This is a genomic window from Streptomyces sp. R302, from assembly GCF_012927245.1.
Taxonomy (GTDB): domain Bacteria; phylum Actinomycetota; class Actinomycetes; order Streptomycetales; family Streptomycetaceae; genus Streptomyces.
In genome coordinates this window covers 334,844-357,887 of the sequence record NZ_JABBGE010000006.1, presented here as the reverse complement: position 1 = coordinate 357,887, position 23,044 = coordinate 334,844, and the positions used below count along the sequence as shown (strand labels likewise).

Annotated in this window: 19 protein-coding genes; 5 read left to right on the top strand and 14 right to left on the bottom strand. The window is 73.4% G+C overall.

What is annotated here, in order from left to right:
- Positions 1 to 4 precede the first annotated feature (4 nt).
- Positions 5 to 604, top strand: a complete 600-nt coding sequence (locus HHL19_RS20760; protein ID WP_169091766.1) for a DUF4328 domain-containing protein — start codon at positions 5 to 7, stop codon at positions 602 to 604.
- On the opposite strand, the gene HHL19_RS20755 is transcribed toward HHL19_RS20760, so the two are convergent.
- Entirely contained in the window at positions 591 to 3,485 is a 2,895-nt protein-coding gene (locus tag HHL19_RS20755; protein WP_169091763.1) for a glycoside hydrolase family 2 TIM barrel-domain containing protein, read from the bottom strand. The genes HHL19_RS20760 and HHL19_RS20755 overlap by 14 nt on opposite strands.
- 240 nt (positions 3,486 to 3,725) lie before the next feature.
- On the opposite strand from HHL19_RS20755, the gene HHL19_RS20750 reads away from it, so the two are divergent.
- The 4 genes from HHL19_RS20750 (at position 3,726) to HHL19_RS20735 (ending at position 7,712) form a co-directional block, all read left to right on the top strand.
- Positions 3,726 to 4,760, top strand: a complete 1,035-nt coding sequence (locus tag HHL19_RS20750) for a LacI family DNA-binding transcriptional regulator (protein WP_169091761.1) — start codon at positions 3,726 to 3,728, stop codon at positions 4,758 to 4,760.
- Positions 4,747 to 5,289: a SigE family RNA polymerase sigma factor gene (locus HHL19_RS20745; RefSeq protein ID WP_169091759.1), complete on the top strand. Its 543-nt coding sequence runs from the start codon at positions 4,747 to 4,749 to the stop codon at positions 5,287 to 5,289. Before HHL19_RS20750 ends, HHL19_RS20745 begins: the two co-directional genes overlap by 14 nt.
- Entirely contained in the window at positions 5,289 to 5,927 is a 639-nt protein-coding gene (locus HHL19_RS20740) for a hypothetical protein (RefSeq protein ID WP_169091756.1), read from the top strand. Before HHL19_RS20745 ends, HHL19_RS20740 begins: the two co-directional genes overlap by 1 nt.
- Positions 5,928 to 6,053: 126 nt before the next feature.
- Positions 6,054 to 7,712: a rhamnogalacturonan lyase B N-terminal domain-containing protein gene (locus HHL19_RS20735; RefSeq protein WP_169091754.1), complete on the top strand. Its 1,659-nt coding sequence runs from the start codon at positions 6,054 to 6,056 to the stop codon at positions 7,710 to 7,712.
- Between the two features lie 8 nt (positions 7,713 to 7,720).
- Here HHL19_RS20735 and HHL19_RS20730 read toward each other — a convergent pair whose 3' ends face one another.
- From HHL19_RS20730 to HHL19_RS20670, 13 genes are all read right to left on the bottom strand, one after another.
- Positions 7,721 to 8,626 carry a PRC and DUF2382 domain-containing protein gene (locus HHL19_RS20730; RefSeq protein WP_169091752.1) on the bottom strand — a complete coding sequence of 302 codons (906 nt, stop codon included), beginning with the start codon at positions 8,624 to 8,626 and terminating at the stop codon, positions 7,721 to 7,723.
- 131 nt (positions 8,627 to 8,757) lie between these two features.
- Positions 8,758 to 9,867, bottom strand: a complete 1,110-nt coding sequence (locus HHL19_RS20725; RefSeq protein WP_169091750.1) for a pectate lyase — start codon at positions 9,865 to 9,867, stop codon at positions 8,758 to 8,760.
- 53 nt (positions 9,868 to 9,920) lie between these two features.
- Positions 9,921 to 11,057: a pectinesterase family protein gene (locus tag HHL19_RS20720; protein WP_169091748.1), complete on the bottom strand. Its 1,137-nt coding sequence runs from the start codon at positions 11,055 to 11,057 to the stop codon at positions 9,921 to 9,923.
- Positions 11,058 to 11,164: 107 nt separating this feature from the next.
- Positions 11,165 to 12,460 (bottom strand): polysaccharide lyase family 1 protein, encoded by a 1,296-nt coding sequence (locus HHL19_RS20715; RefSeq protein ID WP_169091746.1) that lies wholly within the window; start codon positions 12,458 to 12,460, stop codon positions 11,165 to 11,167.
- Between the two features lie 12 nt (positions 12,461 to 12,472).
- Positions 12,473 to 13,174, bottom strand: a complete 702-nt coding sequence (locus HHL19_RS20710) for a rhamnogalacturonan acetylesterase (protein WP_240981773.1) — start codon at positions 13,172 to 13,174, stop codon at positions 12,473 to 12,475.
- Positions 13,175 to 13,317: 143 nt separating this feature from the next.
- On the bottom strand, positions 13,318 to 14,655 hold the full coding sequence (locus HHL19_RS20705) for a sugar ABC transporter substrate-binding protein (protein WP_169091744.1): 1,338 nt from the start codon (positions 14,653 to 14,655) through the stop codon (positions 13,318 to 13,320).
- 70 nt (positions 14,656 to 14,725) lie between these two features.
- The gene (locus tag HHL19_RS20700; protein WP_169091980.1) at positions 14,726 to 16,303 is read right to left on the bottom strand and encodes a glycoside hydrolase 43 family protein; all 1,578 of its coding nucleotides are present in this window, start codon (positions 16,301 to 16,303) and stop codon (positions 14,726 to 14,728) included.
- A gap of 11 nt (positions 16,304 to 16,314) precedes the next feature.
- Positions 16,315 to 17,166 carry a PmoA family protein gene (locus tag HHL19_RS20695; protein WP_169091742.1) on the bottom strand — a complete coding sequence of 284 codons (852 nt, stop codon included), beginning with the start codon at positions 17,164 to 17,166 and terminating at the stop codon, positions 16,315 to 16,317.
- Entirely contained in the window at positions 17,163 to 18,350 is a 1,188-nt protein-coding gene (locus HHL19_RS20690) for a Gfo/Idh/MocA family oxidoreductase (protein WP_169091740.1), read from the bottom strand. Before HHL19_RS20690 ends, HHL19_RS20695 begins: the two co-directional genes overlap by 4 nt.
- Before the next feature lie 5 nt (positions 18,351 to 18,355).
- Entirely contained in the window at positions 18,356 to 19,228 is an 873-nt protein-coding gene (locus HHL19_RS20685; protein ID WP_169091979.1) for a carbohydrate ABC transporter permease, read from the bottom strand.
- Between the two features lie 44 nt (positions 19,229 to 19,272).
- On the bottom strand, positions 19,273 to 20,211 hold the full coding sequence (locus HHL19_RS20680) for a sugar ABC transporter permease (RefSeq protein WP_169091738.1): 939 nt from the start codon (positions 20,209 to 20,211) through the stop codon (positions 19,273 to 19,275).
- Between the two features lie 126 nt (positions 20,212 to 20,337).
- On the bottom strand, positions 20,338 to 22,143 hold the full coding sequence (araD, locus tag HHL19_RS20675; RefSeq protein ID WP_240981743.1) for an L-arabinonate dehydratase: 1,806 nt from the start codon (positions 22,141 to 22,143) through the stop codon (positions 20,338 to 20,340).
- Positions 22,140 to 23,042, bottom strand: a complete 903-nt coding sequence (locus HHL19_RS20670) for a dihydrodipicolinate synthase family protein (RefSeq protein ID WP_169091736.1) — start codon at positions 23,040 to 23,042, stop codon at positions 22,140 to 22,142. Before HHL19_RS20670 ends, araD begins: the two co-directional genes overlap by 4 nt.
- Between the last annotated feature and the right edge of the window lie 2 nt (positions 23,043 to 23,044).

Below are 23,044 nucleotides of genomic sequence, written 5' to 3'. Positions count from 1 at the left end.
GCCCATGGACGCCTACAACATTCCCGTCGGGCCCGCCGCCGTGCGCGGGCCCCGCTACAGATTCCGCAATCCGGCGGGGCCCGCGCTCGTCGTCCAGTCGCTGATCGCCACCCAGGCGCTCGCCGACGTGTACGTCATCGCGACCGGCGGCAAGAACTCGCCCTGGGTCGCGGAGGACCTGGTCCCCCTCCCGGCGTTGCTCCAGGTGGCGTGCTGGATCTCCTTCCTGGTCTGGTTCCACCGCGTGCGCTGCAACGCCGAGGTGCTCGCCCCCGGCAGCCACACGTACACCCCGCCCTTCGCGCTCGGCGCCTGGATCATCCCGCTCGCCATGTGGTGGCTGCCGCGCCGCATCACCCTCGACATCCGCCGGGCCGGCGGGCCGCCCCGCGACGCCTGGCTGATCAACGCCTGGTGGTTCGTCTGGCTCTGCGACGGGCCCCTCACGGTCGCCTTCCACTTCCTGGTCCTCGGCCACTTCGACTACTACAACCCGGTCGACCAGAGCATCAGCGTCCTCTGCGCGGTCCTCGCCCTCGCGGTGATCCGGCGGGTGACGGAGGGTCAGCCCGCCGGTCCGCTGCCCTACTTCAACATGACCTGAGCGGCGCGAAGGACAGCGAGAAGGACGCCGGGGCCGCCTCCAGGCGGTGCTCCGGAAGGACGCCCGGGCCGCAGGACTGGGACCCGATGCCGTGCAGCCGGTGGTCCAGGTTCAGCCACAGCGTGTCGCCCGGCACCAGGTCCGGGCGGTGCGCGGCGGCGTCAAGGCCGGCGTGCGTCCAGCGGCGGGCGGTGAACCAGAACGACGGCTCGCCCTCGACCCGCAGCCCCGCGCCGCCGCCCGAGAGCTCCAGCCACCGGGTGTCGATCCGGGCACCGTTCTCCTGCGGACGCACGTACGGGGTCTGCAGGCCGTCCACCGTGGACCCCCAGATCCCGAGGCGGGCCGCCGCGCGCGTGTCCGGGTACGCCTCGCCGGGGCCGCCGCCGTACCAGTCGGCCCGGTCGAGCGCGGCCGGAAGGCCGAGCCGGACGCCGAGCCGGGGGAGCGGCACCGGCCACTCGCCCTCGGGCACCACGTCCACGCCGAGCCGCACCGCCGTGCCGTCCGAGCTCCAGCGGTACGTCACGGAGAGCCCGACGTCGCGGGCCGCGGGCGCCACCCGGGCCCGTACCGTCACCCCCTCCCCGTCCACGGCCACCCCGTCCACGCGGTGCCGCATCCGGTGCAGACCGAGCTCCCGCCACAGCCGGCCGAAGCGCGCGTCGGGCTGCCAGGGCGCGCCCTCGTCGTTGTCCGTCGGCGCCCGCCACACGTCGAGGCCGAGGCCCGTGACCGGCTGCCCCGCCAGGAGCAGGGGCGCGCCGGTGCGCGCGTCGAGGACGGCCGGGCCGAGGGAGATCCGGCCCCCGTCCGCGACGGCCGCGACCCGCGCGCCGAGGACCGGGGACCGCCTCGGCGCCGTCACCGGCAGCTGGCCCCAGGCGACCTCGTGTCCGGCCGGCGCCCAGGCCGTGGCCTTCGCGAGCAGCGCGCGTACCGTCCACACGCCCTCCGCGCCGGCCGGGTGCTCCGGCAGGGCCGGCACGGCGGGCAGCTCCACTTCCGCCTGACCGCCGGGGTCCAACGGCGGTACGTCCAGGGCTCCTTCCGCCGCCACCACGCCGTCCGCCAGGAACTCCCACACGAAGGCGAGCCCCGACAGGTCCGCCACGTCGTGGAGGTTGGTGATCCGGGCCGTGCCCGGCCGGCCGCCGGGCACGATCCGCACCGGCTCGATCACCTTCTTGTACTCGACCAGGCCCGGCGAGGGCGTGCGGTCGGGGAAGAGCAGGCCGTCGCAGACGAAGTTCCCGTCGTGCTGCTCCTCGCCGAAGTCGCCGCCGTAGCCGTACCCGTGGACCGGGTGCGCCAGGCCGTGGTCGATCCACTCCCACACGAAGCCGCCCTGGCAGCGCTCGTACCGCTCGAAGAGCCGCTGGTACTCGCTCAGCCCGCCGGGCCCGTTGCCCATCGCGTGCGCGTACTCGCAGAGGACGAAGGGGAGTTCGCGGCGGCGCTCCGGGCCCTCGTCCGCGCGACGGCCGATCTCCTCGACCTCGGCGTGCGGCGGGTACATCCGGGAGTACACGTCGACGTCGGCGCAGGAGCGGTCGCCCTCGTAGTGCACCGGCCGCGACGGGTCCCGGTCGCGGATCCAGCGGGCCATCGCGCCGAGACCGGCGCCCGTGCCGCACTCGTTGCCGAGCGACCACAGCACCACCGACGGATGGTTCTTGTCCCGCTCGACGAGCCGGGCCGCCCGGTCGAGCAGCGCGGGCGTCCACCGCTCGTCGTCCACCGGGTTCCCCCGCCAGCCCAGCACCTCGAAGCCGTGCGTCTCCAGGTCTCCCTCGTCGATCACCCAGAGCCCGTAGGCGTCGCACAGGTCGAGGAAGGCCGGATGCGGCGGGTAGTGCGAGGTCCGTACGGCGTTGATGTTGTGACGCTTCATCGACTCGACGTCCGTGCGCATCGCTTCGAGGTCCAGAGCCCGTCCGGTGTCGGGGTGGAACTCGTGGCGGTTCACGCCCCGGAAGAGGATCCGCCGCCCGTTCGCCTTCAGGACGCCGTCCTCCACGTACACCGAGCGGAAGCCGATCCGCAGCCCGATCCGCTCCCCGCCGGCCGTCAGCTCCCCCTCGTACAGCCGGGGCACCTCGGCGCTCCACGGCTCCACCGGCACCGTCACGGACTCCCCGGCCGCCAGGTCGAGCCCCAGCTCCGGCACCCGCACCCGGGCGGGCACGTCGCAGTCGACCCGCAGCTCGCCGGTCCCCGCCGTGTGGTCGTACGAGGCGTGCACGAAGAAGTCGCCGGGCGCGCCGGACGGCCGGTGCAGCAGCGTCACCTCCCGGAAGATGCCGGGCAGCCACCACTGGTCCTGGTCCTCCAGGTACGACCCCGAGGACCACTGGTGCACGCGGACCGCGAGCACGTTGTCCCGCTCCCGCAGCAGCTCACCGACCGCGAACTCGTGCGCGAGCCGCGACCCCTTGAACCAGCCGAGCTCCGTGCCGTTCAGCCACACCCTGGCGCAGGACTCGACGCCGTCGAAGCGGAGCACCGCCCCGCCCTCCGCGGGCCAGTCGTCCGGCAGGTCGAACCGGCGCAGATGGTCCCCGGTCGGGTTCTCGTCCGGCACGTGCGGCGGGTCGACCGGGAAGGGGTAGAGGACGTTCGTGTACGCGGGCCCGCCGAACTCCCCGCCCTCGCCCTGGAGCACCCAGTGCCCCGGCACGGAGACGGTCCGCCAGCCGCCCGCGTCGAAGCCCGGCTCGGCGAAGGAGGTGTCGGCCGCGCCCGCCGAGGGGGAGAGGCGGAACGACCAGTCGCCGCCGAGCGGCAGGCGCGCGGCGTCCGACGCCGCCCCCGTCCAGGCGCGTGGCGGCAGCGTGCCCCGCTCGGGGGCGAAGGAGGTGTACCAGGGCAGCTCGGTCATGGCGATCCCAGGGAGAGACGGAGGAAGGGAGAGGGGCGGGGGAGAGAGAACACCCGCCGGAAAGCGCTTGCGCGACCGGTTCCATCCCACCGCGCCGCACGCCCCCGCACAACCCCACCCGGGCCACCGGCCCTTGGACTCTTCGCGCCCCGCCTGGACAGTCCGACGAGCGGCCGCTTAGGGTCGGGGGTCCCCGTCGTCGACGGGCACGCCCATCCGTCACGGCCGAGGAGCGCGCACGTGGTCACCCTCGCCGACGTCGCCCGTCACGCCGGTGTCTCCGCCAGCACCGTCAGCTACGTCCTCAGCGGCAAGCGCTCCATCTCCGCCGCCACCCGCGAGCGCATCCAGCTCGCCATCGACGAGCTCGGCTACCGCCCGCACGCCGGGGCCCGCGCCCTCGCCGGCGGCCGGACCAGCATCCTCGCCCTGATGATGCCGCTGCGCACCGGCCTCTACGTGCCGGTGATGATGGAGATCGCCATGGCCGTCACCACCACGGCCCGCGCCCACGGCTACGACGTGCTGCTGCTCACCGGCGAGGAGGGCCCCGAGGCCGTCCGCCGCGTCGAGGGCAGCGCCGTCGCCGACGGCATGATCGTCATGGACGTCGAACTCGACGACCCGCGCCTGCCCCTGCTCCGGGAGGCCGAGCGGCCCTCCGTCCTCATCGGCCTGCCCGCCGACACCGCCGGACTCGACTGCGTCGACCTCGACTTCGCCGCCGCCGGAGCCCGCTGCGTCGACCACCTCGCCGGCCTCGGCCACCGCCGCCTCGCCGTCCTCGGCGAACCCCCCGCCGTCTACGCCCGCGGTACGGGCTACGCCGAGCGCACCCTCGCCGGCGTCCGCGACGCCGCCGCAGGCCACGGCCTCGACCTGCTCCACCGGCCCGTCGACGGCACCTACGCGGCCGTCTCCGCCGCCGTCACCCGGATCTTCGAGGAACGCCCGGGCACCACCGCCCTCCTCGTGCAGAACGAGGCCGCCGTCGAACCGCTCCTCGCCGTCCTGCGCCACCAGGGCCGGGCCGTCCCCGAGGACGTCTCCGTCGCCGCCGTCTGCCCCGACCAGGTCGCCGCGCACGCCTCCGTACCGCTCACCGCCGTCGCCGTGCCCGCCCAGGACATGGGGCGGATCGCCGTCGAGCGGCTCGTCGCCCGGCTGCGCGGCGAACCCGCCCGCGGCACCGAACTCCTCGCCCCCCGCCTCACCGTCCGCGCCGCCACCGCCCCGGCACCCACCGCACCGGGGGACGGCCGTGACCGCCGCTGACCCCGACGGGGAGCGCGACGGCGCCGCCGAGTTCCGGGACTTCTTCGACCGCCACTACGCCGAACTCGCCCGCCTCGCCCACCTCCTCACCGGCGAGACCGACGCCGCCGACGACCTCGCCGCCGACGCCATGCTCGCCCTCTGGCACCGCTGGGACCGGGTCCGCGCCGCCGACCACCCCGCCGCCTACGCCCGGGGCGTCGTCGCCAACCTCGTCCGCACCCGCATCCGCGGCACCGTCCGCGAGCGCCGCCGCATCGCCGCCTTCTGGGACCGCCGCCCCGAGCACACCGAGGACCCGGACGTGCCCGCCGTCGTCGACGTGCGGACCGCGCTGCGCGCCCTGCCCTTCCGCAAGCGCGCCTGCGTCGTCCTGCGCCACGCCTTCGACCTCTCCGAGCGCGACACCGCCCTGGCCCTCGGCGTCTCCGTCGGCACGGTCAAGAGCCAGACCGCCAAGGGCATGGCCGAACTCCAGAGGCTGCTCGGCGGACGGGCCGCCACCGAACTCGCCGCGGGGAGGCGCTGATGGACGAGACGCGTCTGCGCGGCGAACTGCGCGAGGCGGCGGCCGCGCACCGCCCCGACCACGCCCGGATGCTGGCCCGCGTCGAACGCGGCATGGCCGCCCCGGCGCCCCGCCGCGCCGGGCGGCCCCGGCGCCGCTGGACGGTCGCGGCCGCCGTGGCGGCCACCGTCGCCGGGGTCCTCGGCCTCGGCGGCCTGGCCGTCACCGCCCTCCAGGACCGCCCCGCGCCCCCGGCGGGAGCCGCCCCCGCGCCCGGCCCGGCGGCCCGCGCGGCCGGCACCATCGACGCCGGCAGCAACCGCTGGTGGGCACAGAGCGACCTCGCCGTCACCACGGAGACCGAGGTCACCGCCCTCACCGTCGAGCTGCGGGTCGCCCTCACCGGCGGGATCGCGGACACCGGCCACTGGCAGACCCGCCCCGCCGACGACTTCACGGCCACCGTCGCGGAGGAGGACGGCGCCCTCGTCTACCGCTGGACCCTGAAGGAGGGCCGCGCGGTGCCGCCGGGGCCGCACACCTTCGCCGCCCAGTACAACCACGCGGAGGGCACCCGGGACGCCTCGGCCGACGCGTACACCGTCGTCCTCACCGCCCGCGACGGCGGCCGCACCATCCTCAGGGGCGGCTTCGGCTGACCCCGACCGGCCCGGCTCCGGGCGCGCCCGGAAACTCTCTTGAATCGTTTCGATCGACGGGGCAACCCTTTCCCGTCCCGCGGCGACCTACGGCTACCCCCCCCACAGCCACCGAAGGAGCCGCACATGCACGCTCGTCCCGTCCGCCGCCGGACCGTCCTCGGCGCCGCCGTCGCCGCCTCCGCCCTCGCCGCCACCGCCGCCGGGACCGCCGCCGCGGCCGGCTTCGGCTGGAGCGACGACGGCGCGAACTACGTCCTCGACACCGGCGCCGGACTCGTCTTCAAGGTCTCCAAGACCAACGGCGACCTCACCTCCCTCGTCTACAAGGGCAAGGAGTACGAGAGCTACGGCGGCAAGCACTCCCACGTCGAGTCGGGCCTCGGCGCCTCCACCGTCACCCTCAAGCAGGTCGGCGCGACCATCCTCGTCACCGTCGTCCACGGCACCCTGCGCCACTACTACGCGGCCCGCTCCGGCCGCAACAACGTCTACCTGTGGACCGACAAGGCCGACACGTCCTTCACCGCCACCCGCTTCATCGCCCGCCTCAGGCCCGGCGTCTTCCCCAACCAGGGCCCGGACTCCTGGGTCGAGGGCGCCGACACCGTCATCGAGGCCGGCGACGTCTGGCGGCGCGCCGACGGGCAGACCCGCTCCAAGCACTACTCCGGCGTCCGCGTCATGGACTACGACCACGTCGGCTACACCACCGGCTCCGTCGGCCTCTGGATGGTCCGCTCCAACCACGAGAAGGCCTCCGGCGGCCCCTTCTACCGCTCGCTGCTGCGCCACTCCAACGAACTGGGCGTCGGACTCTACGAGATCCTCCACTACAACCAGTCGCAGACCGAGCCCATGCGCTTCGGCCTCCAGGGGCCGTACCTGCTCGCCTTCACCGACGGCGGCGCCCCCGCCCCCTCGCTCTTCCCCGACGCCCACGACACGAGCTGGGTCGACGCCCTCGGCATCCCCGGCTGGGTCGGCGCCGCCGGACGCGGCCGGGTCGCGGGCGTCGGCCTCAGGAACATGGACCCGAACCACCCGTACACCATCGGCTTCGCCAACGCCGACGCCCAGTACTGGACCCGGGCGGCCGCCGGCACCGGCGCGTACTCCTGCCGCGGCATGCTGCCCGGCACGTACACGCTCACCGTGTACAAGGGCGAACTCGCCGTCCACACCACGACGGTGACGGTCACCGCGGGCGCCGCCACCGCCCTGCACACGCTCACGATCACCGGCGACCCGAGCACCGCGCCCGCCGTCTGGCGGCTCGGCGACTGGGACGGCACCCCCGCCGGCTTCAAGAACGCGCAGCTCATGACCGTCGCCCACCCGGCCGACGTGCGGGCCGCCGCCTGGACGGGGAACGTCGTCGTCGACGGCGCGAACCCGTCCGCCGCCGTCCCCTGCTACCTCTGGAAGGGCGTCAACGACGGCTTCCTGATCTACTTCCGGCTCACCGCCGCCCAGGCCGCCGCCGCGCACACCCTGCGGATCGGCGTCACGACCGCCTTCCTCAACGGCCGCCCCCGGGTCACCGTCAACGACACCTGGGTCTCCACGATCCCGTCACCGCCCGCCCAGCCGTCCACCCGCTCCCTCACCACCGGCTCCTACCGGGGCAACAACCACACCTTCACCTACAGCGTCCCCGCGAGCGCGTGGAGGGCGGACCCGTCCCAGTACAACGTGGTCCGGCTGAACGTCGTCAGTGGTTCGACCGGAACAGGCTTCCTGAGCCCGGGCACCGCCCTCGACTGCGTGGACCTGCTCATCTGATCCGCACGTCACATCCCGCCGCGCTCCTCGGTGTCGCGGGCGACGACCGTGTCGTCCGCCTCGACCTCGATGCGCTCCTTGCGGATCTGACCGGTGACCGTCTGCTCCTCGGTCACCTCGTCCGTCACCAGACGGACCCGCTCCATGGGAACCGCCCGGGTCTCGACGACCGGGCGCTCCTCGTGGAGGGTCACCTCGTGTTCGGCCTCGGTGATCTCGGGGCCGGACAGGGCCTCGTCGCGGTTGGCCCCGGTGATCGGCTCACGCACCACGCGCACCTCTTCGTGGTGCACCGGCACGGTCTCCTGGACCTCCTCCGTGTCGATGTACTTGCGCAGCCGGACGCGGCCGGTCTCGACCTGCTCGGTGCCGATGTGCAGCCGCTCCTCGGAGCGGGTCATCGCGTCGGCGGAGGGCCCGAGGTCGCCCTTCATGCCCGTGGCCCCGGCCGTCCCTGCCGCACCGGTCATCCCGGCAGCGCCCGCGGCGCCCGCGGCGCCCGCCGTGCCCGCCGTGCCCGCCATGCCCGTGCCCGCGGCGCCGCCGTGCGCCCAGCCTTCCTCGCCGGGCTGGTTGGCCCGCTGCCAGGCTTCGTCCCAGGCGATGCCGTAGTACTCGTACAGGCGCTGTTCCTCGTGTTCGTCGAGGTGCCCCCGGTCGTCGACGTCGACGTCCGGCGCTCCCTTGACCCGGTCCTTGGGGTACGGGACCTGCAGATGGTCGTGGATCAGGGAAGCGTCCTTGATCGGCACGAAGGACTCGCCGGTGCCGAACAGGCCGGTCTTGACGGTGACCCATTCAGGACGGCCGGTGGCGTCGTCGAGGTAGACGCGCTTGGCGTCACCGATCTTCTGGCCCTCGGTGTCGTAGACGGGATGGTCCAGCACGGTCGGTATCTGTTCCTTGGCGATCATGTCCACCCTCCAGGGGTTGTCGCGGTCTCTCCGGCGACTGTCCGGAGCATCGAGGCGAAAACCCCTTCCGGAGCGGTAAAAATGGTTGGTCCATGACCGGTTGACCATTGAATCGAAACAGGCGGCGGCTGTCAGTCCATCGTCGAGCCGATGGTCGTCGAGCCGGTCGTGAGGAACGTCGTCGCCGGGAGCGAGCCGTCCGCGTCGCGCGCCCCGTACGCGGCGGTCGCGTCGGTGCTCAGGAACCGCGGGGTCGCGACGCCGGCGTCCCAGTTGTTGCCCGCCGAGACCACCGAGGAGCCCTTGTTCACCAGGCCCGAACCGTTGGAGACGGCCAGGTTCTTGCCGAGCCGGGCCGCGCCCGTGGCGAAGTAGTAGCCCCACTTGGCGTTGGCGTAGGCGGTCGTCCGGTTGATGACGATGGCGCCCTTGTTGCTGTTCTCGGTGAAGCCGTTGCCCGCGTTGTCCCAGGCCGCCGAGTTGTTGACGACATGGGCCACGATCTCGCCGTCGCCGCCCAGCTTGTAGCCGTTGCCGTCGCCCGCGAAGGCGGAGTCCGACCAGCGGTTCTTGCCGTTGCCGAAGGCCCAGGTGTGCTCGATCGTCACCGGCGCCGACCAGGACCACAGGTCCACGCCGTCGTCGGAGTTGTTGTAGAGCCGGGCGCCGGTGATGAGGTTGTTGCTCCCGGAGCCGTACTTGATCGCGAGGCCGTCGGCGTTCTCGCCGTGGTTGGCGGCGTCGTAGTGGCCGTACGAGTCGAGGTTCCGCACCACGTTGTCGTGGGTGTCGTCGCCGGTGAGCGTGAAGCCGGAGTCGCCGCCGTTGATCGTACGGATCCGGTTCCACTCGGTGCCCGCGCACGAGGTGCAGACGACCGCGCTGTCGGGGGAGTTCTGGAAGGTGAGGTCGTTCACCGTCCAGTGGTTGGCCGTCAGTTTGAAGATCCACGACCCGGCCGGCAGGTTCGAGCCGTCGATCTTGACGGTCTCCGTCCCGTACGGCCGGAGCGTGATGCGGCTCGACGCCGTGCCGTTCGCGGTCGACTGGAGGGTGGCCGTCGGGTAGTAGGTGCCGCCCCGGATCTGGATGACGGTGCCGGGGGTGGCGTTCCTCAGCGCGTTCGCCAGGTCCGTCGACGTCGAGACGGTGACGGTGGCGGCCTGCGCGGGGGAGGCGAGGGCGGTGAGTCCGGCCGCCGCCAGGACGGCGGCCATGAGGAGCTTCGGGCTACGAGACATGACGTGCGGGTCCTCTCGTACGGGGGGAAAGGGAAGGAAAGGGAAGGAAGGTGTCAGGGGCAGAGGGTGCGGTCCGGGGTCCAGTCGCCCAGGTATGCGGCCGGGGTCGCGGCGGCGGCCTGCGCGGCCGTCAGGAGCGGGCGGTTCTCCGGGACGGCGACCTCCGCGCCCCGGCCCGTGTTGCGGTACTCCGCGAAGCGCTGCTGCTGCCACGGGTACGCGGCCCGCATGTTCGCGTACGGCGCCGCCGCGTCGATCCCCGCGGACAGCACGCTCTCCCGGACCACCAGCGACGGCCAGGCCGTCGTGTCCGAACCGGGCACCCACGGACGGGCCAGCTTGTAGTAGCCGTCCGGGGCCTCGCTGGTCACCCGGCAGCGGGTGGCGAGGAAGCCGTACGGGTTGGCGCGGGCCGTGGAGGGCGCGAAGACGAAGCCGTACGGGGCGCCGGCCAGGTCCGGGCGGACCAGCGTCCGGAAGTGGCAGTGCTCGAAGACGGCCGTGGCCCGCCCGAAGACGAAGTCCACGTCGCCCTCGACGTAGCAGTGCGCGTAGTACTGCCGGGCGAAGGCCGCCAGGGACATCGAGTCCGCGTACAGGGTGTCCTGGTGGCCCAGGAAGCGGCAGTGGAAGAAGGCCGAGCGGTCGCCCTGCGCCTTCAGCGCCACCGCCTGCGTGCCCGGGTTGCCCGGCAGGTCGGTGCGGAGGAAGTCGTTGGCGAAGGTGACGGCGTGCGCGGTGAAGTCCGCCGCCTGCAGGGTGACCGTCGCCGAACCGGTGGTGCCGTACGGGCCGGAGCCGTCCGGCTTCGGGGTGCCCGCGGCGTTGTCGTGGACCACGACCACGTCCTCGGCGTTCCCGCTCGCCCCGATCCACGTCATGCCCGTCCGGGCGGCGGTCACCACGACCGTCTCCCGGTACGTGCCCGGCGCCAGGACCAGCGTCCAGCCGGTGCCGGACGCGGCGCTCACCGCGGCCTGGACGGAGGTGTGGTCGCCGAGGCCGCCGGGGTGGACGTACAGCGTCTTCGCGGAGAGCCGCGCGGCGGGCGAACCGTACCGGCCGAACGGACCGGCGGACACGGAGGCGGCGGCGGGTGCCGCCGGCAGGGCGAGGGCGGCGAGCGCCGCGCCGGCGCCGGTGAGGAACGCACGGCGGCCGGGGGAGGTGCGGGGGTGGTGCGCGGGCATGCGGAAGCTCCTTCGGGGGCTGGGGAGGGAGTGAGGGACCGGGCCGGGGCGGGCGCGACGGGACGGGGGTGCCGCGCTCCGCCCCGGCCCGGGGCAGGGTGGCCCGCTCAGCGCAGGCGGCCGGCGCCGGCGTGGACGCCGACGAGGAACGGGACGGCCCTCGGGTGGTCCACCCGGGTGCGCAGCGTGGGCGTCCAGCCCGCGTCGCCGCGCAGGGTCTCCTCGGGGAACTGCTCGTTGTGGACGGCGAGGAGGTCCACCGGGCGTCCGTTGACGTGGTTGCCGGTGGTGGTGACGGGCGCGTCCTTCCACTTCTTCAGGATCTTCCCGGCGGGCACCTCGGAGCCGAGCGTGAACGCGTTCTTCTCCGCGTACAGCTGCGACTCCTGGCCGATGCCCAGGCTGTACACGTAGTTCGCGTCCGGCACCCTGAAGTGGTTGTTGTACGCGTCGACCTGGCCGAAGCGGACCCGCGGCGCCCGCTCCACCACGTCGTCGAAGAGGTTGTGGTGGAGGGTGACGCGGAGCTTGCCGCGGTCGGTGGCGCCCGCGCTGTCGCTGTTGCCGATCATCAGCGTCTTGTCGTGGTCGGTGAAGACGTTCCACGAGACGGTGACGAGGTCGGCGCCGCGCACCACGTCCAGCTCGCCGTCGTGCTGCTGGTACACCTCGCCGTAGTACCGCGGCAGCGAACTGTCCGGGTGGCGGCCGTCGGTGAAGGTGTCGTGGTCGATCCAGACGTGGGTGGAGCCGTACACGACCAGGCTGTCGTACTCCGAGTTCCAGGCGCCGGTGGCGCCGTCCGTCGGGTCCCACTGCGGGAAGCAGTCGAGCGGGCTCTCCAGCGTCAGGTTGCGGATCACCACGTTGTCGACGCCGGTGACCTGGAGGCTGCCGCCGAGGATCGTCGCGTCCCGGCCGACGCCGACGAGGGTGGTGTTGGCGGGCACCTTGACCTTGATGGCCCGGCCCTGGGCGGTGGCGGAGGCGGCGCGCAGCTCCTCCTGCGGGCCGCTGACCTCGTCCTCGTACCCCCACACGGCGGGGTCGTAGTCGGCGAGGTACCGCTGGAAGTCGTAGCCGGGGGCCTCGAAGGCGGCGCAGCCGGTCTCGACGGCGTCCAGGGTGCCGGCGACCTTGACGATCCGGGGCTCGGTGCCGGGGACGGCGAGGGCGGCCCGCAGCTCGGCCCAGGTGGTGACGGTGAAGACGCGGGAGGCGTCGGCGGCGGCGCCGCCGGTGGTGCCGGCGCCGGCGGAGGCCCAGCCGTCACCGGCGGGGAGGGTGGCGCGGGCCGGGTCGGCGCCCGCGGGGCGGCCGGAGTGGGCGCCGGCGGCGGGGGCGGTGACGGTGAGGACGAGGGCGGCGGCGGCCACCGCCCCGAGCTTCGTGGATCTGTTCACGCGCGGTTCTCCTCAGGATGCGGACGGGACGGCCGGAGGCCAGGTGATCCGGTCGGTGGGGATGTCGTCGTCGAGCCGGCGGGTCTCGCGCGGGGCGAGGACCCGGGTGCGGAGCAGTTCACGGGCCACGAGCCGGGCCACCTCGATCGCGCCGGGCGGGTTGAAGTGGGTGTTGTCCTGCTCGGTGGCGGTCCAGTTGAAGTACGTCTTGGTCGCCTCGGGCCCGAGCCGCTGCCAGAGCGCGAGGGACAGCGCCTCGATGTCGAGGAGCGGTACGCCGGAGGCGGCGGCCACCGCGCGGGCGGCGGCCGGGTAGTCGCCGAGCGAGCGCCGGGCGGTGCCGGCGGCGTCGAAGCGGCGCCGCTCGACGGAGGTCGCGATCACCGGGAACGCGCCCCGGGAGCGGGCGGCCTCGACGAAGACCCGAAGGTTGTCCTGGTAGGCGCCCCAGGGGTCGGCGTACCGGGCGGGGTCGGTGGACTTGGAGTCGTTGTGGCCGAACTGCGCGAGCAGCACGTCTCCCGGGCGCAGCGCGTCCGTGATCGGGTCGAGCCGGCCCTCGTCGAGGAAGCTCTTGGTGGAGCGCCCGTTGACGGCGTGGTTGGAGACGGCGACGTCCCGGTGCAGGAAGAACGGGAGGGCCATGCCCCAGCCGGTCTCGGGGGCCGCGTCGGCGTACTTCTGCGCGGCGGTGGAGTCCCCGGCGATGAACAGCGTGCGGGGGCGGGGGCGGGGGCGGGGGCTTCGGGCGGAGGAGCCGGTGGTGGTGGCGTCCTCGGTACGGGCGGCGGCCGGCCGGGCGGCCAGGGCGAGCACCAGGCCCGCCCCGGCCGCGACCGCCTCACGGCGGCCGAGCGTCACTTCTGCTGCTCCTTCCACTCGGCCTGGGCCGCGTTCAGCTGCTCGGCGAGGCTGTCGGCGAACTCCTTCGCCGTCATCGAACCCAGCAGCACCTTCTGGAAGTCGGCCTCGTTGTCGGCCTTGGAGATGGTGTTCCAGTCGGGCAGGTAGTAGGGCAGCTGGACGATGGTCGCCTTGCCGCTGAAGAGGACCTCGGCGGCGAGCTTGGTCGGCTCGGCCTCCTTGAGCCACGGGTCCTGCGCGGCCTCGGTGTTGGCGGGGATGGCGCCGGCGGACCTGTTCCACTTGGAGTTGGACTCGTGGGAGGCGGCGAACTCGATGAACTTCCAGGCGGCGGCCTTGTTCTTGCTGCTGGAGAAGAGGCCGAGGCCGTCGACCGGGTTGGACACCATCACCCGGGTGCCGTCGTCGAGCGTCGGGTTCGGTATGCCGCGGAACTTCTCGGTGGTGAGGGCCTTCACGTGGTCCTGGTACGAGCCGAGGTTGTGGTTCAGCATGCCGATCTGCCCGCTGTCCCACTGGGCGACCATCTTGGTGAAGTCGTTGTTGACGTCGGCCGCCGGGGTGGTCTTCTTGAACAGGGCGGCGTACTTCTCCAACGCGGCCACGTTCTTCGGGTCGTTGACGGTGGTCTTGTCGCCCTCCCAGAAGCTCTGGATGCCGCTCTGCCCGTACATGGCGTCGAGGGCCTGGGCGATGGAGCCGGCGCCGCCGCGGATCGTGTAGCCGAACCGGTTCTTGTCCTTGGCGGTCAGCTTCTCGGCCGCCGCGTAGAACGCCGACCAGGTGGACGGCTCCTGCAGACCGGCCGCCTCGAAGAGGTCTGTGCGGTAGTAGAGGACGCCGTTGCTGGCGGAGGTCGGGACGGTGAAGAGCTTGTCCTGGCCGCCGGCCGCCTTCACGGACTCGACCATGCCGGGGTTCAGCTTCCCGAACAGGGCGCTCTTCTCGATCCGCTGGTCCAGCGGCTCCAGCGCGTTCTGCGCGGCGATCCCGGCGAGCATCGCCGCGCCGACGCCGCCGACGTCCGGCAGCGCGCCGCCCTGGATGGCGGTGTCGTACTTGGACTGCACCTCCTTGGAGGCGACGCCGACGTACTCGACGTCGATGTCCGGGTTGGCCTTCTCGAAGTCGGCGATGATCTCCTTCCAGACGTCGGTGCGGACACCGCCGTTGTTGTCCCAGAAGGTGATCTTGCCCTTGCCGGATCCCTCGGCGCCTGCGCCGCCCGCGCCGCCACTGCCGTCGTCACCGCAGGCGGTGGCGGTCAGCGCGAGGACGCCGGAGACGGCGAGGGCGAGGGCGGCTCTGCGCCGTCCGGGGAAGATGGTCATCGTCGGCTCTCTTCTCTCGGGGTGGTGCGGGGGGATGGAGGTGTGGGGGAGTGCGAGGGCTCGCCGGGGTTCAGCGAGCGGCGGCGGTGGAAGCGACACGGGACCCGGGGGTGACGCGGAAGTCGGCGAACACGCCCGTCCCGGCGTGCCCTTCACCCTCCGGCGCCGCGGCGAACAGTCCGAGCAGCGCGCCCACCCACCGCCGGGGGGTGGCCGCGAACTCGGGTCCGAGCCGGACGGGTCCCTCGCCGGCGTCGTAGGAGAAGCGGCAGCGGGCGTCGGCGGTGACCTCGATCCGCAGCAGCACCTCGCCGGAGTCCAGGGGTCGGGCGCGGGCCGCGTCCCGCTCCCGGTCGGCGTTGCCCGGGGCGAAGCGGTGCACGAGCAGCAGCCCGCCGTCCGCGGCGCGCTCCAGACCGATCCAGGCGTACGCGTCGCCCAGGACGACCAGTCCGGCGTGCGCCCCGGGCGCCTCGGAGTCGAGCCGCAGCCGGACCTCCACGGCCAGGGCACCGGCCGGCAGCCGCTGCGTCAGCACGTGCGGTACGGACCGCAGGTCGTCGGCGGCCCGCTCGGACCGCAGACAGGCCAGGCGCAGCCCCCGCCCCGCGTGCGAACGCGTCCACCCCGCACCGGGGTTGGCCGTCCACTGCCACTGCGGACCGAACGCACCGCCCGGGAAGGCGTCGTCGACGGCCGGCCGCGAGGGCGCCGCCTCCGGCAGGGCCGGCTTGCGGTGGACGCGTACGGGGAAGCCCTCGTCGCCCATCACCGGCCAGCCGTCCGCGTCCCAGCGCATCGGCTGGAGGTGGACGAGCCGGCCGTGCGCGCCGGTCTGCTGGAAGTGCAGGAACCAGTCCTCGCCCGCGCCGGTGCGCACCCAGCCGCCCTGGTGGGGGCCGTTGACGTCGGTGTCGCCCTGGGAGAGGACGATCCGCTCCTCGTACGGGCCGAAGAAGGAGTCCGCGCGGAAGGCGCCCTGCCAGCCGGTGGCGACGCCGCCGGCCGGGGCGAGGATCCAGTAACGGCCCTCGTGCCGGTACAGCTTGGGCCCCTCCAGGGTGAACCAGCCGGGCAGGAGGTCGGCGTCGACGAGGGTCCGGCCCTCGTCGAGGACCTTGGTGCCGTCGGGGCTCATCCGGTGCCCGGTGAGCCGGTTGTTGAACCCGGCCCGGGACTTCGCCCAGCCGTGCACCAGATACGCCTCGCCGGTCTCCTCGTCCCACAGCGGGCAGGCGTCGATGAGCCCGAGGCCCTCCTTCACCAGGTGCGGAGGACTCCAAGGGCCGTCGATCGACGGCGAGTCGACCTGGAAGATCCCGTGGTCCGGGTCGCCCCAGAAGATCCAGAACCGGCCGTCGTGGTGGCGGAACGAGGGCGCCCACACCCCGCGGTCGTGGCGCGGCAGGGTGAACGCCTCCTCCGGCACGAGCCGTTCGAGGGCGTGCCCGACGAGCGTCCAGTTGACGAGGTCGCGGGAGTGCAGCAGTGGCAGCCCCGGGGCACGGCCGAAGCTGGAGGCGGTGAGGTAGTAGTCCTCGCCGACCCGCACCACGTCCGGGTCCGACCAGTCGGCGGCGAGCACCGGATTGCGGTACGTGCCGTCCCCCAGGTCGCCGGTGACCCCGAGCGGTACGGCCCGGGGCATCACGCCCGCCGTCACGACGCCACCGCCTTGCGGACCAGGGCGGCGGCCCCGTCACGGTCGAGCCGCCCGTCGGCGACGACGGTGACCACGCGCCGTACGAAGGTGTCGCCGGCCGGGACCGCGAGCCGCTCCCCGTACGCGAGGGAGGAGCCGACGCCCGGGTACTCGGCGGCCCGCACGAACCACGGGTCGCGCCGGGTCGTCCCGGTCGCCCCGGCGAAGACCAGCGTCCAGCCGTCGCCGCACATCGCCACCCAGTCGGCGCGGGCGCCGTGCACGGCCTCCTCTCCGGTGGCGTCGGGGCCGAAGACCCCGGGCACTCCGGCCTCCTTGGGGGCGCGCCAGAAGAAGCCGCCGTAGGCGGCGCCCGGGCGTCCGTTGGTGGCGGGGCTGCCGATGGACAGGTCGCGGCCGGAGACGTTGGCGACGGAGAAGGTGAGGTCCAGGGCCCAGGCCGTGTCGGTGAGGGCGACGGCGGCGACCGTGCGGTGCTCGGCGAACAGCCGCTCGCCTCCGCCGGTCCAGGTCAGCTCCTCGACGAAGCCGTCCGGGTCGCACAGCTTGAAGCCGTCGTGGCGCTGCGTGCCGTGGTTGTCGAGCTCGACCGAGCCTCGGCCCCGGACGAAGGTCCGCCCGCCCCAGAAGTTGTGCCCCGCCACGTCCGGGACGGCGACGGAGGCGCCCAGGTGGTGCACGTGGTCCTCGGGCAGCACCTCGGTGACCGCCCGCCCGGCGAGCGTCGTCACCGGGTGCAGGTAGGGGCGCGGGGAGTGGTCGGCGGCGAGCGCGGGCCGGGTCGCGTACCGGGCGACGGTGCGCCCCGCGACCCTCAGCGCGGTGCCGGTCGTCGTGTCGGCGCTCATCGGACCACCGCCGGTGCCGACGACGTCCAGGGGGCGCCCAGCTCCGAATAGAGCCGCAGCCGCTCGGCGCTCGCGTCGACGAGCGCCTCCACGCCTTCCACGACCCGCCGTTCGGCGTTCTCCCCGGGCTCGGTACGCCAGTGGGCGGCGTCCATCGGCAGCGGGTCGGGCGCGGTGCGGACCGCCTCGACGACCCGCATGAACGCGCCGGTCGCGTCCGGCGGGACGAGCAGGTCGGTGCCGTCGGCGACGTGGGCGAGGAGGTTCTCCAGGAGGTCGGTGCGGCCGTACAGGATCTCCTCCGGGCCGTGGCCGGCGCGCTGGAGGAGGATCCGGTCCTCGCGGTACCAGAAGGTGATCCGGCCGCGGGTGCCGTGCACGACCACGTACGGCTCTCCGGTCTTCTCGGCGCAGAGCGTCGCCGCCACGGTCACCGGGAGGCCCGCGGCGGTGGTGACCCGGACGGCCGAGGTGTCGTCGGACTCGATGGCGTGGGCGTGGAAGAGCTCCGTCTCGATGCCGGTGACGTCCTCGGCGCGGGTGGTCCCGGCGAGCGCGAGGGCGGTGGCGACGGCGTGGGCGAGCGGGTTGGTCAGCGCTCCGTCGACGACGTCGAGGCCGTCGAGGCGGCGCCGGCCGGCCCAGGGGGCGCGCCGGAAGTACGCCTCGTCGCGGACCCAGGCGCCGGCCGCGCCGACGCCCCTGACCTCGCCGATCGCGCCGTCGGCGACGAGCGCGCGGACGGCGGGGACGGCGTGCGAGCCGAGCGACTGGAAGCCGATCTGGCAGGCGCGGCCGGTCTCCGCGACCCCGTCGGCCATCCGCCGGAACTCCGCGTAGGACGGGGCGGGCGGCTTCTCCAGGAGGATGTCGGCGCCGTGCCGGGCGGCGGCGAGCGTCATGTCGGTGTGGGTCTGGATGGGGGTGCTGAGCACCGCGAGCTTCGCGCCGGTGGAGGCGAGGAGCGCCTCGAAGTCGTCGGACTGGGCGGGCTCGCCGAGCCCGTCGAGCTCGGCGGCGTCGAGCGGGCGGAGCTCGCAGACGCCGGCGAGGCGGACCAGGCCGAGCCGTTCGAGGCGGTGGATGTTGAGGAGGTGGCTGCGGCCGTGGCCGCGGGCGCCCGCGAGGACGACGGGCAGGGGTTCGCGTACGGACAGAGGTGCGGGGGACAGAGGTGCGGGCATGGGGTTCATCCCTTCACCGCCCCGGCGCTGAAGCCGGTGACGAGCCACTTCTGGATGAAGGCGAAGACGATCACGACGGGGACGGCGGCGATGACACCGCCGGCGGCGAGCGCGCCGAGGTCGACGCTGTCGGCGCCCATCAGGGTGTTGAGGCCGACGGGGATGGTCTGCTTGTCCTGGCTGCTGAGGAACATCAGGGCGAAGAGGAAGTGGTTCCAGGCGTGCACGAAGGCGAAGGAGCCGACGGCGACGAGGCCGGGCCGCAGCAGCGGCAGCACCACGATGAGGAAGCCGCGGAAGCGTCCGCAGCCGTCGACCCAGGCGGCCTCCTCCAGGGAGGGCGGCACGTTCCGGATGAAGCCGCTGATGAGGATCATCGACAGCGGCAGCTGGAAGACCGTCTCGGCGAGGATGACGCTGCCGATCGAGTTGATCATCTTCAGCTCGGCGAAGATCTGGAAGAGCGGTACGAGGAGTAGGGCGCCCGGCACGAACTGGGAGCAGAGCAGGGCCAGCATGAAGCCCTTCTTGATCCGGAAGTCGAAGCGGGCGAGGGCGTATCCGCCGGCCAGCGCGACCACCGTGGTGCAGATGAGCACCGCGATCCCGATGAGCAGGCTGTTCTGGAAGAAGACCCCGAAGCTGCGCTCGGTCCACACCTTCTCGAAGTGCGCGGTCGTCATCGGCCAGGGCAGCAGCGAGGTCGATCCGGCCGGGCGGACGGCGAAGAGGAGGATCCAGTAGAAGGGGACCAGGGTGAAGACGAGGTAGATGCCGAGCGGCAGGTAGATCTGCCAGCGCGGGACCTCGTCCCAGGCCCGGTGCCGGGTGCGGGCGGCGGCGGGCGGGGTGCCCTCCGGTGGCCGCGAGGAGGACACGGGCCCGTCCTCGGGGGCGGTGCGGGTGCGGGTGGCCGCGGCGGTCACTTGCTGTCGCCTCCGAACTTGCTCAGGCGCAGATAGACGATCGAGCAGAAGAGAAGGATCACGAACGCCACCGTGGTGAGGGCGGAGGCGTAACCGAAGTTGTGGGCGTCGACGCTGGTCTCGGCGACGTACAGCGGCAGGGTCGTGGTGACGCCCGCGGGTCCGCCGCCGGTCAGCGTGTAGAGGAGGTCGACGTTGTTGAACTCCCACACCGCGCGCAGCAGCGTGGAGAGCACGATCGCGTCCCGGAGATGGGGGAGCGTGATGTGGAAGAACTGCCGCAGCCGGCCCGCCCCGTCGACCTCGGCGGCCTCGTACAGGTCCTTCGGCACCGACTGGAGGTCGGCGAGGATGAGGATGGCGAAGAAGGGCACGCCGCGCCAGAGGTCGGCGACGATCGCCGCCGGGAAGACGGTGGCGGTGTCGGAGAGCAGCGAGGTGCCGTACTCGCCGATGCCGAGGTCCGCCAGATAACGGGTGATACCGGTCTGGGAGTTGTAGAGCAGCACCCAGATCGCGGAGGTCAGCACGCCCGAGACGGCCCACGGGGAGAAGACCAGGGCCCGGCCGAGGGCGCGGCCGACGAAGGTCTGGTTGACGATGAGGGCGAGCGCCAGGCCGAAGAGCAGCTGGAGCGTCACCTCCACCACGACCCACTTGAGGCTGAAGGTCAGCGTGCCCCAGAAGTGCGGGTCGTCCGTGAAGATCTTCGTGAAGTTGTCGAAGCCGGCGAAGCCGTTCCGCCAGGGCTTGGTCGGGTTGTAGTGCTGGAGGCTGTAGTAGAAGACGCTCAGCACGGGGTAGGCGATGAAGCCCAGCATCAGCAGGCCTGCGGGGGCTATCAGCAGATACGGCAGCCGGCGGGGGGTCGCTCCCGTGCGGCGGCGCCCCCGTGCCGTGGCGGCTCGGGGCGGTTTGGTCACAGCTGTGGCCATGACGGCGGCTCCGTTCTCGGGCGGGTGGTGCGGGGTCCGCGCGCGCTCCACCGTGGGGTGAAGCGCTTCGCGAACGATGTTCGATATGCCGAACAAGGGGGTCGGTGGTCGGGTGGGGCGGGGTGCTCAGCCCGCGTACGGATCGGGAGTCGTCCCCGGCCGCGCCAGGAACTCGAAGTCGCAGCCGGTGTCGGCCTGGGAGATCTGCTCCATGTACAGCGCGCCGTAGCCGCGCTCGTACCGGGCCGGCGGCGGGGTCCACTCGGCCCCGCGGCGCTCCAGCTCCTCGTCCGTGACGTGCAGGTGGAGGGAGCGGGCCGCGACGTCGAGGGTGATCGTATCGCCCGTACGGACCAGGGCAAGAGGCCCGCCGACATGCGATTCGGGCGCCACGTGCAGCACGCACGCCCCGTAGCTCGTACCGCTCATCCGGGCGTCCGAGATCCGGACCATGTCCCGCACCCCCTGCTCCAGGAGGTACTTGGGGATCGGCAGCATCCCGTACTCGGGCATGCCGGGACCGCCCTTGGGGCCCGAGCCGCGCAGCACGAGGACGTGGTCGGCGGTGATGCCGAGCGCCGGGTCGTCGATTGTCCGCTGCATCGTCCGGTAGTCGTCGAAGACGACCGCGGGACCGGTGTGCTGGAGGAACTTCTGCTCCATGGCCACGTGCTTGATCACCGCGCCGTCCGGGCAGAGGTTGCCCCGCAGGACCGCGAGCCCGCCCTCGGCGGCCAGCGGCCGGTGCCGCTCCCGGATCACCTCGTCGTCGTGGACGAGCGCGCCGTCGAGCTGCTCGCGCAGGGTGGCGTGCGCGACCGTCGGCCGGTCGAGGTGGAGCACGTCGGCGATCCGCGACAGGAAGCCGGGCATCCCGCCGGCGAAGTGGAAGTCCTCCATGAGGTACGCCCCGCCGGGCCGCAGGTTCGCGAGGACCGGCACCGTCCGCGCGATCCGGTCGAAGTCGTCGAGGGTCAGCTTCACCCCCGAGCGCCCCGCCATCGCGATCAGGTGGATCACCGCGTTGGTGGACCCGCCGAGCGCCAGGACAGCGGCGACGGCGTCCTCGTACGCCTCCCGGGTCAGCAGCTCCGAGAGCCGCAGGTCCCGGCGGACGAGCTCCACGATCCGCAGCCCCGACGCGGCGGCCATCCGGTCGTGCCCGGAGTCCACCGCCGGCACCGAGGAGGCGCCCGGCACGGTCACGCCCAGGGTCTCCGCCGCCGCCGTCAGCGTCGACGCCGTGCCCATCGTCATGCAGTGGCCGGGGGAGCGGGCGAGCCCGTTCTCCAGCTCGGCCAGCTCGCAGTCGCCGATGGTGCCGGCCCGCCGCTCGTCCCAGTACTTCCACATGTCGGTGCCGGAGCCGAGGGTCTCCCCGCGCCAGTGCCCCGGCAGCATGGGACCGGCCGGCACGAAGACCGTCGGCAGGTCCACCGAGGCCGCGCCCATCAGCAGCGCGGGCGTCGTCTTGTCGCAGCCGCCCATCAGCACCGCCCCGTCCACCGGGTACGAGCGCAGCAGCTCCTCCGTCTCCATGGCGAGGAGGTTGCGGTAGAGCATGGGCGTCGGCTTCTGGAAGGTCTCCGACAGCGTGGACACCGGGAATTCGAGCGGGAAGCCGCCCGCCTGCCACACCCCGCGCTTCACGGCCTGCGCGCGGTCGCGCAGGTGGACGTGGCAAGGATTGATGTCGGACCAGGTGTTGAGGATGGCGATGACCGGCTTGCCGAGGTGCTCCTCGGGAAGGTAGCCGAGCTGCCGGGTCCGGGCCCGGTGGCTGAACGACCGCAGCCCGTCGGTGCCGTACCACTGGTGGCTGCGCAGCTCGTGGGGCTGCTTCTCCGGGTGGCGGTCCGGCTCGTGGGGCCGCTTCTCCGGGTGGCGGTCCGGCTCGTGGCGCCGGCTCGCCTGCTCGCCGGGGTCGCTCATATCGGCCACCCGCCGGCGATCGCCGCGACCTCGGCCCGCGCGTCCTCGGGGAGTTCGCGGCTCGGCGGCCGGATGTCCCGGCGGCACAGCCCGAGCGAGGCCAGCGCCTCCTTCACCACCGTCACGTTGTCCGCGCTGCCGTTGGCGGCGCGCAGCTCCTCGAAGCGGCGGATCCGCTCCCACACCTTCATCGCGGTGCCGTAGTCGCCCGCCCGCAGCGCCGCCAGCATCTCCAGGGAGAGCGCGGGCGCCACGTTCACGAGGCCGGAGGTGAAGCCGGTGGCGCCGGCCGAGAAGTACGAGGGGGCGTACGGCTCCGCGAGCCCGGCCACCCACACGAAGCGGTCGAGCCCCGCGTCCCGGGCGAAGCCCGCGAACCGCGCCGCGTCCGGCACCGCGTACTTGACGCCCACCACGTTCGGGCAGTCCGCGCCGAGCTCGGCGAGCCGCTCCCCGCTCAGCAGCGGGTTGCGGATGTAGGGGACGACGCCGAGCTCCGGCACCGCCTGGGCGATGGCCCGGTGGTAGTCGACCCAGCCGCTCTCGGCGACGTACGGGTGCACCGGCTGATGGACCATCACCATGTGCGCCCCGGAGTCCCGGGCGTGCCGCGCCGCCGCGACGGCGGTCGGCAGGTCGTGCCCGACGCCGACCAGGATCGTGGCGCGGCCGGCCGCCTCCGCGACCGTCGCCTCGGTGAGCGAGCGGCGCTCCTCGGGGGTCAGGGCGTAGAACTCGCCGGTGTTGCCGTTGGGGGTGAGGGTGCGCACCCCGCCGTCGAGCAGCCGGCGCAGCAGCGCCCGGTGGGCGGCGGAGTCCACCCGGCCGTCCTCGGCGAACGGCGTGACCGGGATGGCCACGACGTCGGCGAGGGCGGCCCGAAGGGTCTGATGGGTCATTG

Excerpts from the sequence above, each read along its gene's own strand:
- HHL19_RS20670 (WP_169091736.1), bottom strand. The coding sequence starts at position 23,042 with ATGACCCATCAGACCCTTCGGGCCGCCCTCGCCGACGTCGTGGCCATC.
- HHL19_RS20690 (WP_169091740.1), bottom strand. The coding sequence starts at position 18,350 with ATGCCCGCACCTCTGTCCCCCGCACCTCTGTCCGTACGCGAACCCCTG.
- HHL19_RS20740 (WP_169091756.1), top strand. The coding sequence starts at position 5,289 with ATGGACGAGACGCGTCTGCGCGGCGAACTGCGCGAGGCGGCGGCCGCG.
- HHL19_RS20735 (WP_169091754.1), top strand. The coding sequence starts at position 6,054 with ATGCACGCTCGTCCCGTCCGCCGCCGGACCGTCCTCGGCGCCGCCGTC.
- HHL19_RS20705 (WP_169091744.1), bottom strand. The coding sequence starts at position 14,655 with ATGACCATCTTCCCCGGACGGCGCAGAGCCGCCCTCGCCCTCGCCGTC.
- HHL19_RS20760 (WP_169091766.1), top strand. The coding sequence starts at position 5 with ATGGACGCCTACAACATTCCCGTCGGGCCCGCCGCCGTGCGCGGGCCC.
- HHL19_RS20720 (WP_169091748.1), bottom strand. The coding sequence starts at position 11,057 with ATGCCCGCGCACCACCCCCGCACCTCCCCCGGCCGCCGTGCGTTCCTC.
- HHL19_RS20755 (WP_169091763.1), bottom strand. The coding sequence starts at position 3,485 with ATGACCGAGCTGCCCTGGTACACCTCCTTCGCCCCCGAGCGGGGCACG.
- HHL19_RS20680 (WP_169091738.1), bottom strand. The coding sequence starts at position 20,211 with ATGGCCACAGCTGTGACCAAACCGCCCCGAGCCGCCACGGCACGGGGG.
- HHL19_RS20695 (WP_169091742.1), bottom strand. The coding sequence starts at position 17,166 with ATGAGCGCCGACACGACGACCGGCACCGCGCTGAGGGTCGCGGGGCGC.
- araD (WP_240981743.1), bottom strand. The coding sequence starts at position 22,143 with ATGAGCGACCCCGGCGAGCAGGCGAGCCGGCGCCACGAGCCGGACCGC.
- HHL19_RS20730 (WP_169091752.1), bottom strand. The coding sequence starts at position 8,626 with ATGATCGCCAAGGAACAGATACCGACCGTGCTGGACCATCCCGTCTAC.
- HHL19_RS20725 (WP_169091750.1), bottom strand. The coding sequence starts at position 9,867 with ATGTCTCGTAGCCCGAAGCTCCTCATGGCCGCCGTCCTGGCGGCGGCC.
- HHL19_RS20700 (WP_169091980.1), bottom strand. The coding sequence starts at position 16,303 with ATGCCCCGGGCCGTACCGCTCGGGGTCACCGGCGACCTGGGGGACGGC.